This window comes from Streptomyces sp. NPDC016309 (genome assembly GCF_043077235.1).
GTDB lineage: Bacteria > Actinomycetota > Actinomycetes > Streptomycetales > Streptomycetaceae > Streptomyces.
In genome coordinates, this window is the sequence record NZ_JBIBSG010000006.1 from 21987 (window position 1) to 35674 (window position 13688).

At 73.6% G+C, this 13688-nt stretch carries 12 protein-coding genes; 2 read left to right on the plus strand and 10 right to left on the minus strand.

Annotated features, from left to right (window positions below; all coding sequences use genetic code 11):
* Positions 1-354: 354 nt before the first annotated feature.
* The 7 genes from ACF068_RS16340 to mshD form a co-directional block, all read right to left on the minus strand.
* Positions 355-744 (minus strand): NUDIX hydrolase, encoded by a 390-nt coding sequence (locus ACF068_RS16340; RefSeq protein ID WP_392274905.1) that lies wholly within the window; start codon positions 742-744, stop codon positions 355-357.
* Positions 741-1691 carry a CHAD domain-containing protein gene (locus ACF068_RS16345; RefSeq protein ID WP_392274906.1) on the minus strand — a complete coding sequence of 317 codons (951 nt, stop codon included), beginning with the start codon at positions 1689-1691 and terminating at the stop codon, positions 741-743. The genes ACF068_RS16340 and ACF068_RS16345 overlap by 4 nt, the downstream gene beginning before the upstream one ends.
* Positions 1678-3903, minus strand: coding sequence for an RNA degradosome polyphosphate kinase (locus ACF068_RS16350; protein WP_392274907.1), 2226 nt, complete (start codon positions 3901-3903; stop codon positions 1678-1680). Before ACF068_RS16350 ends, ACF068_RS16345 begins: the two co-directional genes overlap by 14 nt.
* 174 nt (positions 3904-4077) lie before the next feature.
* A complete protein-coding gene (locus ACF068_RS16355; RefSeq protein WP_392274908.1) occupies positions 4078-5025 on the minus strand; it encodes a hypothetical protein in 948 nt (315 codons plus the stop codon).
* Positions 5022-5915, minus strand: coding sequence for an ABC transporter ATP-binding protein (locus tag ACF068_RS16360; RefSeq protein ID WP_392274909.1), 894 nt, complete (start codon positions 5913-5915; stop codon positions 5022-5024). Before ACF068_RS16360 ends, ACF068_RS16355 begins: the two co-directional genes overlap by 4 nt.
* On the minus strand, positions 5912-6298 hold the full coding sequence (locus ACF068_RS16365; RefSeq protein ID WP_392275298.1) for a GntR family transcriptional regulator: 387 nt from the start codon (positions 6296-6298) through the stop codon (positions 5912-5914). Before ACF068_RS16365 ends, ACF068_RS16360 begins: the two co-directional genes overlap by 4 nt.
* A gap of 92 nt (positions 6299-6390) precedes the next feature.
* Positions 6391-7329, minus strand: coding sequence for a mycothiol synthase (mshD, locus tag ACF068_RS16370; protein WP_392274910.1), 939 nt, complete (start codon positions 7327-7329; stop codon positions 6391-6393).
* Positions 7330-7460: 131 nt separating this feature from the next.
* Between mshD and ACF068_RS16375 the strand changes: the two genes are divergently transcribed.
* Together ACF068_RS16375 and ACF068_RS16380 are read left to right on the plus strand one after the other, a co-directional pair.
* Positions 7461-9269, plus strand: coding sequence for a bifunctional metallophosphatase/5'-nucleotidase (locus ACF068_RS16375; RefSeq protein WP_392274911.1), 1809 nt, complete (start codon positions 7461-7463; stop codon positions 9267-9269).
* A gap of 101 nt (positions 9270-9370) precedes the next feature.
* On the plus strand, positions 9371-10285 hold the full coding sequence (locus ACF068_RS16380; RefSeq protein WP_392274912.1) for a phosphatidylinositol-specific phospholipase C: 915 nt from the start codon (positions 9371-9373) through the stop codon (positions 10283-10285).
* Between the two features lie 186 nt (positions 10286-10471).
* Here the strand turns inward: ACF068_RS16380 and ACF068_RS16385 are convergent, their stop codons facing one another.
* Genes ACF068_RS16385 through ACF068_RS16395 form a run of 3 tightly spaced genes read right to left on the minus strand, consistent with a single transcriptional unit; the run spans position 10472 to position 13618 of the window.
* Positions 10472-11899 (minus strand): ATP-binding protein, encoded by a 1428-nt coding sequence (locus tag ACF068_RS16385; RefSeq protein WP_392274913.1) that lies wholly within the window; start codon positions 11897-11899, stop codon positions 10472-10474.
* A complete protein-coding gene (locus ACF068_RS16390) occupies positions 11896-12615 on the minus strand; it encodes a response regulator transcription factor (protein WP_392274914.1) in 720 nt (239 codons plus the stop codon). Before ACF068_RS16390 ends, ACF068_RS16385 begins: the two co-directional genes overlap by 4 nt.
* A gap of 19 nt (positions 12616-12634) precedes the next feature.
* The gene (locus ACF068_RS16395) at positions 12635-13618 is read right to left on the minus strand and encodes a S1C family serine protease (RefSeq protein WP_392274915.1); all 984 of its coding nucleotides are present in this window, start codon (positions 13616-13618) and stop codon (positions 12635-12637) included.
* Between the last annotated feature and the right edge of the window lie 70 nt (positions 13619-13688).

The window sequence follows — 13688 nt, forward strand, 5'->3', positions numbered from 1 at the left end:
GCGGGGCCGTGTGCTGCGGGCCGCGCGGGGCGTCGCGGGACGGCCGCGACGGGGGCGTGCGCCCCGCGCGTGCGGTGCGCGGTTCGGTACCCGCGCCACCCGGGCGGGGGTCGGGCCCGTGGACGGGGCGTAACCCGCGGGTGTGACCCGGGCGCGTGGCCCCGGCGGGCGGGGGCGGGGCGGGGGCGTGGCGTGGCCGGTGGGGCGTGTGGCCTTACGGCGGGGTGGGTTGCGGTGGGTGGGCCACACCCCCCACCCGCCGGCAGGCACCGCGCACGGGCCCCGGGCACGGCCGGGATGCCGGGACGCCGCCCCACCGGGCACGGTGGGGCCGGACCGGGGCGGTCGTCCGGGTTATCGGGTCAGGAGGGCGGCGACCAGGGCCTTGTCCTTGGCGTAGGTGAGGCGGGCCCGGGCGGCGTCGGGGGCGAGCCAGAGAAGCTCGTCCACCTCGCGGTTGGGGCGGAACGTCCCGCCCGTCGCCTCGGCGGCCCAGTAGCGGACCTCCTTGGGGCGGCCGTTCACCTCGTACCGGGCGGTGGGCAGTTCCGCCCCCGGGGCGCACGTCATGCCGGTCTCCTCCAGCACCTCGCGGATCGCGGCCTGCCGGGATTCCTCGCCGGGCTCCAGTTTGCCCTTGGGCAGCGACCAGTCCTTGTGCTTCCGGCGGTGGATGACCGCCAGTTCGATGCCGTCGCCGGACGGGGCGTGGCGCCACAGTACGCAGCCCGCCGCCCGGATCACGTCGTCACCGCCGTGCGCTGCCAGGCGCGCTGGAAGGCGTACCGCGCCGCCTCCACGTCGTGCCGCTGGTCCGCGTGGAGCACGCCGAGCGCGTACGCGGTCGCGGGGGCGATGCGCGGCGTGCGCGCGGCGGTCGCGGCGGCGGCGGCCGCCTCGGCGGCGTCCCGGTGGCGGTCCAGCGCCCGCCCCGCCTCGTACAGCCGGGGCTCGGCGCCCCGCACCTCGCCCGCGTACCGGTGCAGCCGCAGCAGGAGGCGGGTGTGGTGCCAGGGCCCGTCGAGTTGTTCGCCGCCCACGGCGGGGGCCATGGGCAGGGCGGCCACCGCGTCCAGCAGGCGCCGCTCGACGGCCTCGGCGGGCGGGCCGAGCACCTCGGTGGCGGGCGCGGCCGCGGCGGGGCCGAGCGGCACGTCGGAGGCGAGCAGCGCCACGGCGTCGGCGACCGCGTGGAACCGGGACGAGCCCAGCGCCTGGAGCGCGGCGGAGTGGGCACGGGTCCGGGCGAGGGTGAGCTGCCGTTCCAGCAGCGCCCCGGCCCGCGCGGCGCCCACGGACAGGGCCTCGGCGCCGGATCCGTCGCCGCGGGGCGTCCGGGGCGACGGGACCGTCGCCGTACCGCCGGAGAGCCGGGCGAGCGCGTCGACGAGCCGGACCAGCCGTGACGTGCAGGCGTGCTCGGCGGCGAGGGTGCCGGAGAGCCAGGCGAGTTCGGTGCGGAGCTGGTCCGCCCAGGCGGCGTCCAGCAGGGGCCGGAAGGTGTGCAGCGTCCCGCTGATGCGCCGGGCGGCGGCGCGCAGCCCCCGGGCGGCCTCCTCCGCGCCGGCGGTGTCGGCGCCGCACTCGGTGTGGTGGCGCAGGCTGCGGAGGAAGTCGGCCGCCCGGGCGTGGAGGTAGGGCGAGAGGACCTCGGCGGCGGAGCCGGCGGGGATGCGGTCAGGGTTGAGCACGTCGGCGCCTCCGCGCGTCGATCAGCATCTCCTGGACGTGCCGCAGGGGCTGGCCGTCGTGGTCGGTCGCGTGCCGCGTCCAGTCCCCGTCCGGTCCGAGGTGCCAGGACGAGGTGGTGTCGGACATGCCGGTGTCCAGCAGGTGGTTGAGGGCGGCCCGGTGGGCCGGGTCGGACACCCGCACCAGGGCCTCTATGCGGCGGTCGAGGTTGCGGTGCATCATGTCGGCGCTGCCGAACCAGACTTCGGGCTCGCCGCCGTTGCCGAAGGCGAAGATGCGGGAGTGTTCCAGGAAGCGTCCGAGGACCGATCGGACGCGGATGTTCTCCGACAGGCCGGCCAACCCGGGCCGTACGGCGCAGATGCCGCGTACCCAGATGTCCACCGGTACGCCGGCCTGCGAGGCGCGGTAGCAGGCGTCGATGACGGCCTCGTCGACCATCGAGTTGACCTTGATGCGGACGTGGGCGGGCCGTCCGGCCCGGTGGTGGACGATCTCCTTGTTGATGCGGGAGACCAGGCCGTCGCGCAGCGACTTGGGGGCGACGAGGAGGCGGCGGTAGGTCTCGCGGCGCGAGTAGCCGGAGAGCCGGTTGAACAGGTCGGACAGGTCGGCGCCGACCTGGGGGTCGGCGGTCAGCAGGCCGAGGTCCTCGTACAGCCGGGCGGTCTTGGGGTGGTAGTTGCCGGTGCCGACGTGGCTGTAGCGGCGGAGCGTCTCGCCCTCCTGGCGGACGACCAGCGACAGCTTGCAGTGGGTCTTGAGGCCGACGAGTCCGTAGACGACGTGGCAGCCCGCCTCCTCCAGCTTGCGGGCCCACTTGATGTTGGCCTGTTCGTCGAAGCGGGCCTTGATCTCCACGAGGACGAGGACCTGCTTGCCGGACTCGGCGGCGTCGATGAGGGCGTCGACTATCGGGGAGTCGCCGGAGGTGCGGTAGAGCGTCTGCTTGATGGCGAGGACGTCGGGGTCGCCCGCGGCCTGTTCCAGGAAGGCCTGGACGGAGGTGGAGAAGGAGTCGTACGGGTGGTGGAGCAGGACGTCCCGTTCGCGCAGGGCGGCGAAGATGTCGGGGGCCGACGCCGATTCGACCTCCGCCAGGTCGCGGTGGGTGCCGGCGACGAACTTGGGGTACTTCAGCTCCGGCCGGTCCAGGGCGGAGATCCCGAACAGGCCGGTGAGGTCCAGCGGGCCGGGCAGCGGGTAGACCTCGGCGTCGGAGACCTTCAGCTCGCGGACGAGGAGGTCGAGGACGTACGGGTCTATCGACTCCTCGACCTCCAGGCGCACCGGGGGCCCGAAGCGGCGCCGCATGAGCTCCTTCTCCAGGGCCTGGAGGAGGTTCTCGGCGTCGTCCTCCTCGACCTCCAGGTCCTCGTTGCGGGTCACCCGGAACATGTGGTGCGCGAGCACCTCCATGCCGGGGAACAGCTCTTCCAGGTGCGCCGCGATGACGTCCTCCAGGGGGACGTACCGGTGCGGGGAGGCCTCCAGGAAGCGGGAGAGCAGCGGCGGGACCTTGACGCGGGCGAAGTGGCGGTGGCCGCTGACGGGGTTGCGGACGACGACGGCCAGGTTGAGGGAGAGGCCGGAGATGTACGGGAAGGGGTGGGCGGGGTCGACGGCGAGCGGGGTGAGGACCGGGAAGATCTGCTGGCGGAACAGGGTGAAGAGGCGGGCCTGCTCCTTCTCGGTCAGCTCGGGCCAGCGGATGAGGTGGATGCCCTCGTCGGCCAGGGCGGGGGCGATGTCCTGCTGGAAGCAGGCGGCGTGCCGGGCCATGAGCTCGCGGGAGCGGGTCCAGATCAGGTCCAGGACCTCGCGGGGCTGGAGCCCGGACGCGGAGCGGGTGGCGACGCCGGTGGCGATGCGGCGCTTGAGGCCGGCCACGCGGACCATGAAGAACTCGTCGAGGTTCGAGGCGAAGATCGCGAGGAAGTTCGCCCGTTCGAGGAGGGGGGTCGCCGGGTCCTCGGCGAGCTCCAGCACCCGTTCGTTGAACGCCAGCCAGCTCCGCTCGCGGTCGAGGAACCGGCCGGAGGGGAGTTCGGCCCCGGCGCCGTCCTCCTCGTACGGGTCGAGATCGGCGTCGAGGTCCCGGGCCAGGTCGGACACGGGCGCGTGGGCGACGGTGTGCGGCCGGTGCGCGGCGATGGAACCGACGGACGGCTGGGAGTGCGGGACCTGGACCTCGGCGGGCTGCTGGCTCATGGCACCATTCTTCCGCGCGATGGGCTGGTCAAGCGCGTCGGAGGGGGCCGCGGACACGGCGGGCTTCATTGAGCGAGCTTCGCAAGCGTGTCTGAATGGTCGGTAACGGTGACGTGACGTGCTGGGGGCGGCCGCCCGGACCCGGGCCCTGGCCGTCCGCCCCCGCCGGCGAGGTCACGCGTGGTGACGGCGCAGCACGCGGAAGGCGATCAGGGTGGCCAGGGCCGCGAGGGCGAGGACGATGCCGGTCTCGACGAGCTGGAGGGGCCAGAAGTGCGAGCCCGGGTGGTACAGCTCGTACCACTGGCGGGCGGAGCGGGCCTCGTAGCACCACGCCTGCCCCGGGGTGCCGGCCTCGAGGCACTCCGGGATACGCCGGCCGGTCGGCGTGACCAGCCCGTGTTCGAGCCCCCAGGATCCCCCTCCGACCTCCCCCCGCGAGTTCTTCCACACGACCTCGGCGGGCGGCCACAGCCGGTCACGCCACCGTTCGCCGAGCACCATGACGAGTCCGGTGACGGCGAGGGCGATGCCCCCGGCGGGCAGCACCCGCCGCGTCAGCAGGGCTCCGAGCGCTCCGAGGGCGAGGGCGAGCAGCGCGTACGCCGGGAGCGCGGGGCCCAGTGCCACGAAGACGTCCGGGTAGTACCACCGGTCGCCCAGCGCGGCGGCGTCGGTGCCCCGGGCGCGGCGGTAGAGCAGGGAGAGCGCGGTCAGCCCGGCGGCGATGCCCACGGCGGGCACCAGGAGTTCGGTGGCGAGCCAGCGGCGCGGGGTGACGGACTGCGTCCAGACCAGGCCGGCGGTACCGCGCCGGAGTTCCCCGCAGATCAGCGCCGCGCCCGCGAAGCCGGCCAGCAAGGGCGGGGCCCAGGCGAGGAGGGTCGCCGCCCGGCTCATGTTTCCGGAGAAGTCGTCCAACAGCCCGGGAGGGAAGGGGGAGCAGGACGGCAGGCCCGTCGAGCCGCATGGGGTGTCGGTCCGCGCGGCCTCCTGGCCGGCCCCGTACAGCCACACCAGTGCGGCGGCGGACAGGGCGAAGAGGGCCGTGCCGGCGAGCAGGCCGGCGCGGTGCACCCGTAGCACGGTCCAGGTCAGCCCCCGCGGGGCGAGCGCGCTCATGCCGCCACCGCCCCGTCCGCGACCGGGGTCGCGTCGGGGGTGAGGAGCGGCGGGGCCTCGGGTGCGCGGAGGTGGGCGAGCAACAGGTCCTCCAGGGACGGTGCGGTGGTGTGCCAGGACGTGCGGTCGACCGGGCCGTCGTGGCGGACGAGCGCGGTGAGCTGGCGGCCGGTGACGCGGCACTCCACGACCGTGTGCGGGGCGAGGTCGGCGACCGGGCCGGTGAGCAGGGTGTGGGCGGCGAGGATGTCGTCGATGCCGCCGCCGAGGCGGACCCGGCCGGCGTCGACGAGGAGCAGGTGGTCGCAGACGTCCTCGAGTTCGCCGAGGATGTGCGAGGACATCACCACGGTCGTGCCGCGCTCGGCCGCGTCCGCCATGAGCAGGCCCATGAGCTGGTGGCGGGCGAGCGGGTCGAGGTCGGCCATCGGCTCGTCGAGCAGGAGCAGTTCGGGTCGCTTGCCGAGGGCGAGGGCGAGCGCCAGGCGGGTGCGCCGGCCGCCGGAGAGGGTGCGGACGCGGGCGTCGCGGTCGAGCGGGCCGGCGACGCGGTCCGCCGCCTCGGCGTCCCAGCGGCCGGGGTTGAGCCCGGCGCCCATGCGGAGCGTCTCGGCGACCGTGAGGTGCGGGTACAGCGGCTTGTCCTGGGCGACGTACGCCAGGCGGTGGCGGGCGGAGCCGGGGTCGGTGCCGAGGACCCGGACGGTGCCGGTGGTGGGCCGGGTGAGGCCGGCGGCCAGGGCGAGGAGCGTGGACTTGCCCGCGCCGTTGGGCCCGACGAGCGCGCAGATCCGGCCCGCGGGGAGCCGGAAGGCGCAGTCGCGCAGGGCGGGGTCGCGCCGCCGGCCGAAGCGTTTGGTGAGGCCGTGGGCCTCCAGGGCGCTGGTCATGTGTCGTCCCCCTCGTAGAGCTGTTCCAGTACGGAGGCGAGGAGCGCCGTCAGGTCGTCCCGCTCCAGTCCGGCCGCGCGGGCGCGGGCGGCCCAGTCGGCGAGTTCGCCGCGCAGCGGGGAGTCGGCGGGGGCGCTGCCCAGGGTCTTCCGTACGAAGGTGCCGAGGCCCCGGCGGGCTTCGACGAAGCCCTCCCGTTCCAGTTCGCGGTAGGCCTTGAGCACCGTGTTCGGGTTGATGGCGGTGGCTTCGACGACCTCGCGGGCCGTGGGCAGCTTGTCGCCGGGTTCCAACAGGCCCAGGCGCAGCGCCTGTTTGGTCTGCTGGACGATCTGGAGGTAGGTGGCGACGCCACTGCGCCGGTCGATGCGGTACTCGACCATGTCGTGCACCACCCTTTCACTAATCAAGTAGTGAAAGGGTGGTGCAAGAGAGGGCGAGGTGTCAACACCCCGCCCCGCTCAGGCCGCCCGCGTCACGTCTCCGAGCGGTACATCAGGTCCACCTCGTGCGTCGTGAAGCCCATGCCCTCGTAGACGCGGACCGCTGCCGTGTTGTCGGCGTCGACGTAAAGCATCGCCGTGGGGACGCCCTCCGCGGCCAGGTGGCGGAGGCCGGTGGCGGTCAGGGCCTTGCCGAGGCCGCCGCCCTGGGCCTCGGGGCTGACGCCGACGACGTAGACCTCGCCGAGCTGCTCCTCGGCGTGCACCTTCGTCCAGTGGAAGCCCATGAGGGCGCCGTCGTCCTCGCGTACGGCGAGGAAAAAGCCCTTCGGGTCGAACCACGGCTCGGCCTTGCGGTCGTCGAGGTCCCGCTGGGTGAGTGAGCCCTGCTCGGGGTGGTGGGCGAAGGCGGCCGCGTTGACGGCGAGCCAGGCGGCGTCGTCCTGGCCGGGGACGAAGGTGCGGACGGTGATGCCCGGGGGGTACAGCGGCTCGGGGACGTCCGACAGGTCGGTGAGCGGCCGGCGCATCTGCCGCAGTTCGCGGAACAGGGTCAGCCCGAGCACCTGGGAGAGGTGGCGGGCGGCCGACTTGCCGCCGTGCGCCCAGACCCGCAGCCGCTTGCCCGAGGCGGCCAGCAGCGCGGAGCCCAGCGCCCGGCCGTGGCCGCGGCCGCGGTGGGAGGGGTGGACGACCAGCTCGGCGGCCGGGGCCTCGACCGGGTCGGTGTCCTCGAGCTGGGCGTAGCCGACGAGGTCGCCGCGGACGCTGAGCAGCAGATGGGACACCCCTTCGCGCCGCCCGCCGCGGAGCTGGAGCCGCCCTTGTTCGGAGACGGCCTGCATGCCGTCGGTGCGGGCGGCTTCGGCGAGGAGGGCGAGGACGTCCTGGGCCTGCTCATGGGTGAGCTCGTCGAAGGTGTCGATGCGGCGGCCGGGTTCGAGCGCCGGTACGGGGGCGTCAGTCGTCATGCGTACGAGCCTACGACCGGGTGACGCCACCGAGGAGCAACGACCTTGTGACCCGCCACCCCTGTTGCGCTACGCGCGTTGACCCTAGGCTGCGCTGGGCCACCCACAACTTGTTGACCACGAGGGGACAGATGTCAGCGACACCCAAGAAGAATCGTGCGGCACGGCGGATACTCGCCGGCGCCGCCGGACTGGCCACCGTCGGCGCCCTGGTCGCCGCCCTGCCGGCCGGCGCCGACGACCGGGGGCGCACCACCGCGCACCACCCGGGCCGCACCGTCGACGTGCAGCTGCTCTCCTTCAACGACCTGCACGGCAACCTGGAGCCGCCGGCCGGTTCGTCCGGGCAGGTCACCCGCACGAACCCGGACGGCACGACCACGAAGACGGACGCGGGCGGCGTGGAGTACCTCGCCACCCACCTGCGTACCGCGCGCTCGGGCAACCCGTACTCCATCACCGCCGCCGCCGGCGACATGATCGGCGCCTCGCCGCTGATGTCGGGCCTCTTCCACGACGAGCCGACCGTCGAGGCGCTCAACAAGCTGAGGCTCGATGTGACCTCCGTGGGCAACCACGAGTTCGACGAGGGGGCCAAGGAACTGGCCCGTATGCAGAACGGCGGCTGCCACCCGACCGGCGGCTGCTACGAGGAGGGCAAGACCTTCCCCGGCGCGAACTTCCCGTACCTCGCGGCGAACGTGACCAGCGAGAAGACGGGCCGGCCGATCCTGGACCCGTACTTCATCTGGGAGCGCAAGGGCGTCAAGATCGGTTTCATCGGGGTGACCCTGGAGGGCACGCCGAACATCGTCACCGCCGAGGGTGTCAAGGGCCTGAAGTTCGGTGACGAGGTCGAGACGATCAACAAGTACACCAAGGTCCTGGAGCGCAAGGGCGTCAAGTCGATCGTCGCCCTGATCCACGAGGGCGGCGCCCCGGCCTCGGGCTCGTACAACTACGACTGCGACAGCCCGGGCGCCGGCGACGGCATCTCCGGCCCGGTCGTCGACATCGCCAAGAAGCTCAGCCCGCAGGTCGACGCGCTGGTCACCGGCCACACGCACCAGGCGTACGTGTGCACCATCCCGGACCCGTCCGGCAAGCCGCGCATGGTCACCTCGGCGGCCTCGTACGGCAAGCTCTACACGGACACGACCCTGACGTACGACCGCCGCACCAAGGACATCGTGCGCACGTCGGTGAAGTCCGCGAACCGCGTGGTCTCGCGTGACGTGCCGAAGGCCGCCGACATGACCTCGCTGATCCAGCGGTGGAACACGCTGGCCGCGCCGATCGCCAACAAGCCGCAGGGCTACATCTCGGCCGACATCAACGGCCGTGGCTCCACGGACTACGAGAAGCCGCTCGGCGACCTGATCACCGACGCGCAGCTCGCCGGGCTCGCCCCCGCCGACAAGGGCGGGGCGCAGATCGCCCTGATGAACCCGGGCGGCATCCGCTCGGACCTGGTGTACAAGGCGTCCGGCGCCGAGGGCGACGGGGTGGTGACGTACGGGGAGGCGTTCACCGTGCAGCCGTTCACCAACATGATGAACGTGGTCGACCTCACCGGCGCCCAGCTCATCGCCGCCCTCCAGCAGCAGGTCAGCGGCGCGAACGAGGCCTCGCCGAAGATCCTCCAGGTCTCGAAGGGGTTCACGTACACCCTGGACATGACCAAGACGGGCGCGGCCCGGGTCGTGGACGGCTCGGTGAAGCTGAACGGTGAGGCGCTCGACCCGGCGAAGACCTACCGCGTCGCGATGAACGAGTTCCTCGCGGGCGGCGGCGACGGCTTCCCGGCCCTGGCGCAGGGCAAGAACAAGCTGGTCGGCGCGTCCGACCTGGACGTCTTCAACGCCTACCTGGCGGCCAACTCGTCGGCGGGCGCGCCGATCGCGCCGCCGAAGGCCGACCGGATCACGGTCGTCAAGTAGCGGGTGTCCGGGGGCGGGGCGGCGGGCCGGTGAGCGGTCCCGTCGCCCCGTTTCCGTTCTCCCGCTTCCCTGGCTGACGTGTACGCGACATACTCCCGCGCATGGAACCGGACCTGAGCCGCCGGAGCTTCCTCGGGGGCACCGCCGCCGTCTTCGCGACCGCCCTGCTGGTCACCCCCGCCCGCGCCCGCACCCGGGCGCTCGGCACCCAGGACTGGATGGCCGCGCTCCCCGGCACCACCCCGCTGCGGGCCATGACCATCCCCGGCACCCACAACTCGGGCGCGCCCGCCGACGGGCCGTGGGTCGCCTGCCAGAACACCACCGTCGCCCAGCAGCTCGGCAGCGGCATCCGCTACCTGGACGTCCGGTGCCGGGTCACCGGCGACTCCTTCGCCATCCACCACGGGGCGTACTACCAGAACCAGATGTTCGGCGACATCCTCATCGCCTGCCGCGACTTCCTCGCCGCGCACCCCTCCGAGACCGTTCTGATGCGGCTGAAGCAGGAGTACTCCGAGGAGTCCGACGCCGCCTTCCGGCGGATCTTCGACCTCTACCTCGACGCCAAGGGCTGGCGCCCCCTCTTCCGCATCGGCGACGGCCTGCCCTCCCTCGGCGAGGCGCGCGGCAAGGTCGTGCTCCTCGCGGACAACGGCGGCCTGCCCGGTGTGCGGTACGGGGACGGCGCGCTGTTCGACGTCCAGGACGACTACATGGCCGAGCCCTTCGCCAAGTACCCGAAGATCGAGGCGCACTTCCGCAAGGCCGCCGCGCAGCCGGGGAAGCTGTACGTCAACCACGTCTCCACCGCCGCGCTGCTGCCGCCCCGCTGGAACGCCGACCGCCTCAACCCGCGCGTGCACGGTTTCCTCGACGGAGCCGAGGCGAGCGGCTGGCAGGGCCTCGGCATCGTCCCCATGGACTTCCCCACCACCCGCGCGGGACTCGTCGCCTCGCTGATCCGCCACAACGCAGGGGATTTCGCGGCCGGAGGTTCCCCCGGAGCGCGGTGAAAAACGTCATGGCGGATACCGGCCCCCTGAGTTTGCGCCACGAGATCGTGGCCGGATAGCTATGGAGGCACACACCCGGCCGGGACCGAGGGGGAACCGGCCCCGGCCGGGGACCGTACGCCGTGTCAGGCCGTGCCGGGCCGTCTTAGGCAGGCCGGGCCGCGTCGGGCCGCGTCCGGCGCGTTGTCAGGACGTGCCCGGTGCGGGCGGCGGCGGGGTCGGCGCCCCCGGCAGCCGGATCACCGCCCGCGTACCGCCGCCCTCCGCCGCCGTGAGCGCCACCTCACCGCCCGCCCGCCGCACCGTCCGCGCCACGATCGACAGACCGAGCCCCGACCCGGGCAGGCTCCGCGCCGACGGCGACCGCCAGAACCGCTCGAACACATGCGGCAACTCCTCGGGCGTGACGCCCGGACCGTGGTCCCGCACCGTCAGCTCGCCGCCCACCAGGGCCACCTCCACCGTGCCGCCGGGCGGCGAGAACTTCACCGCGTTGTCCAGCACGTTCACAAATGCGCGCTCAAGCCCGGCCGGCTCGGCCCGGACGTACCAGGGCCGCACGTCGTCCGCCGAGACGGTCAGCTCCGGGCCCCGCAGCCGGACCCGCGCCAGCGCCGTGCCGAGCACCTCGTGCAGCGCCACCACCTCCAGTCGCCCGGGGGCGGCCGCGTCCGGCCGGGACAGCTCCTGCAAGTCGCCGATCAGCGCCGCCAGTTCCGTCATCTGGGCCTTCACCGACGCCATCAGGGCCCGCCGGTCCTCCGGCGGGATCGCCCGCCCGGTGTCCTCGCTGCGCGCCAGCAGCTCGATGTTGGTGCGCAGCGACGTGAGCGGGGTGCGCAGCTCGTGCCCCGCGTCGGCGATCAGCCGCGCCTGCCGGTCCCGCGAGGACGCCAGCGCGGCCGTCATCGCGTTGAACGACCGCGACAGGCGGGCGATCTCGTCCTCGCCGTCGACGGGGATGCGTACGGTCAGGTCCTCCGTGCGCGCCACGTGCTCCACCGCCCCGGTCAGCCGGTCCACCGGCTTCAGCCCGGTCCTGGCCACCCACAGACCGGCGACGCCCGCCCCGACGACCCCGACGCCGGCGACCAGGCCCAGCACCAGGGTGAGGGTGTTCAGCGCGTCGTCCACCTCGTTGAGCGGCCGGGCGACGGACACCGCGCCGGAGTAGCCCGGCAGGGGATAGGTCAGGACCCGGTAGTCCGAGCCGTCGGAGGCCCGCGCGTCGTGCGCCGTCTCCTCCGCGCGCCCGTTGGCGACCGCCAGGTCGTCGGCGGTCACCCGGACCGACTGCCGGCCGACGATGACGCAACTGACGCCCTTGGCGTCGACCACCTGGATGGTCTGGTCGAACAGGTCCTGGTTGGGGCGCTCGGGCGGTACCGAACCCGGCGCCCGGCAGTTGCCCGCCCGCACCTCCGCGACCACCGACGCGGGCAGCACCCGGTTCTCGCGCAGGGCGTCGTCCAGCGACCCCACCAGCGCGTCACGCACCATGAACCAGCACGTCACCGCCACCGCCGCGACCGCCACCGCGACCGCCGTGGCCGTCAGCAGGGCGAGGCGCGAGCGCAGCGGCAGCGCGCGGAAGCGGCCGGCCGGTCCGGTCACTCGGCGCTCCCCCCGCGCAGTACGTAGCCCACGCCCCGCACGGTGTGCACCAGGCGGGACTCGCCGCCCGCCTCGGTCTTGCGCCGCAGGTACATCACGTACACGTCCAGGGAGTTGGAGCTCGGCTCGAAGTCGAAGCCCCAGACGGACTTGAGGATCTGCTCCCGGGTCAGCACCTGCCGGGGGTGCGACAGGAACATCTCCAGCAGGGTGAACTCCGTACGCGTCAGCTCCACCTGCCGCCCGCCCCGCGTCACCTCGCGCGTCGCCAGGTCCATCCGCAGGTCGGCGAAGGCCAGCACGTCGCCCTCGGGTTCCTGACCGCCGGACACCGCCGCGTACGAGCTGCGCCGCAGCAGGGCCCTGATCCGGGCGAACAGCTCGTCCAGCTCGAACGGCTTGACCAGGTAGTCGTCCGCGCCCGCGTCCAGGCCCGTCACCCGGTCGCCGACCGTGTCGCGGGCGGTGAGCATCAGGATCGGGACGGTCGAGCCGGCGGCGCGGATGCGGCGGGCGGCGGTCAGGCCGTCCATCCGGGGCATCTGGACGTCCAGGACGACGAGGTCGGGGGCGTACGCGTCGATCCGGGCGAGCGCGTCGGCGCCGTCGACGGCGACGTCCGTCCCGTACCCCTCGAAGGCGAGACTGCGCCGGAGCGCCTCGCGGACGGCCGGCTCGTCGTCGACGATCAGGATGCGGTCGGCGTCAGTGTTCATGGGGCCAGCGTCGCACGCGTCACGTTCCCGCCCCGGACCCCGACCGGAGGTCGTCCAGGTCCGCCTTGACGGTGTTCACCGGGATCGCGAAGCCGAGGCCGACGCTGCCGGCGGTGGAGCCGGTGGCGGCGCTCGGCGCGTACATGGCGGAGTTGATCCCGATGACCCGGCCGTTCATGTCGATCAGCGCGCCGCCGGAGTTGCCGGGGTTGAGCGAGGCGTCGGTCTGGAGGGCCTTGTAGGTGGTCCTGGAGTCGCCCGTGTCCCCGTTGAACCGCTGTCCGCCGAACTCGAAAGGCCACTGGCCGCTCGGGCCGGACCGCTGCCCGCCGTCCTGCCCTCCGTCCTCCTTGGCCACCGTCACGTCCCGGTCCAGCGCGGAGACGATCCCGCTGGTGACGGTGCCGGTCAGACCCTCCGGCGACCCGATGGCGACGACCTGGTCGCCGACCCGGACCTCGGCGGAGTCGCCGAGCGTGGCGGCCTTCAGTCCGGACGCGCCCCGCAGCCGGATCAGCGCCAGGTCCTTGCCGGGGTCGGTGCCGACCACCGCGGCGGTGTGCGTCCGGCCGTCGCCGAGCCGGACTTTGATCTCCGAGGCGCCGGCGATGACGTGGTTGTTGGTGATGATCTCCCCGTCGGCGGTGATGATCACGCCCGAGCCGGTGGAGGCGCCCGCGGTGGACGTCGCGTTGATCTCCACGATGCTCGGGGACACCTCCTGGGCCACCCCGGCGACGGTGCCCCGGCTGGACCGGGACACGCCGGTGCCGGTCACCCCGCCGCCGCCGGCGGCAGACGGGGCCGGGCCGTCGTCGCCGAGCTCGGCCACGAGGGCGGAGGCGCCGCCGCCGACGAGAGCGGCGACCAGGGCCACGGCCGCGACCAGCGCCACCGGCTTGCGGGGGCGGCGGTGGGCGGTGGGTGTGTGGGGCGGGTACGCGGGAGGCGGCGGGTACGCGGCGGGGGCCTGGCGCGGCTCGCCGGAGAAGTGGTCCGTCATGGGGACGACTCTCGGAGCCGTCCATGAGAAACGTCTGAGGACGTCCTGAGAGTAGGGGCAAAGTCTCGTA

Excerpts from the sequence above, each read along its gene's own strand:
- ACF068_RS16350 (WP_392274907.1), bottom strand. The coding sequence starts at position 3,903 with ATGAGCCAGCAGCCCGCCGAGGTCCAGGTCCCGCACTCCCAGCCGTCC.
- ACF068_RS16355 (WP_392274908.1), bottom strand. The coding sequence starts at position 5,025 with ATGAGCGCGCTCGCCCCGCGGGGGCTGACCTGGACCGTGCTACGGGTG.
- ACF068_RS16360 (WP_392274909.1), bottom strand. The coding sequence starts at position 5,915 with ATGACCAGCGCCCTGGAGGCCCACGGCCTCACCAAACGCTTCGGCCGG.
- ACF068_RS16365 (WP_392275298.1), bottom strand. The coding sequence starts at position 6,298 with ATGGTCGAGTACCGCATCGACCGGCGCAGTGGCGTCGCCACCTACCTC.
- mshD (WP_392274910.1), bottom strand. The coding sequence starts at position 7,329 with ATGACGACTGACGCCCCCGTACCGGCGCTCGAACCCGGCCGCCGCATC.
- ACF068_RS16375 (WP_392274911.1), top strand. The coding sequence starts at position 7,461 with ATGTCAGCGACACCCAAGAAGAATCGTGCGGCACGGCGGATACTCGCC.
- ACF068_RS16380 (WP_392274912.1), top strand. The coding sequence starts at position 9,371 with ATGGAACCGGACCTGAGCCGCCGGAGCTTCCTCGGGGGCACCGCCGCC.
- ACF068_RS16390 (WP_392274914.1), bottom strand. The coding sequence starts at position 12,615 with ATGAACACTGACGCCGACCGCATCCTGATCGTCGACGACGAGCCGGCC.
- ACF068_RS16395 (WP_392274915.1), bottom strand. The coding sequence starts at position 13,618 with ATGACGGACCACTTCTCCGGCGAGCCGCGCCAGGCCCCCGCCGCGTAC.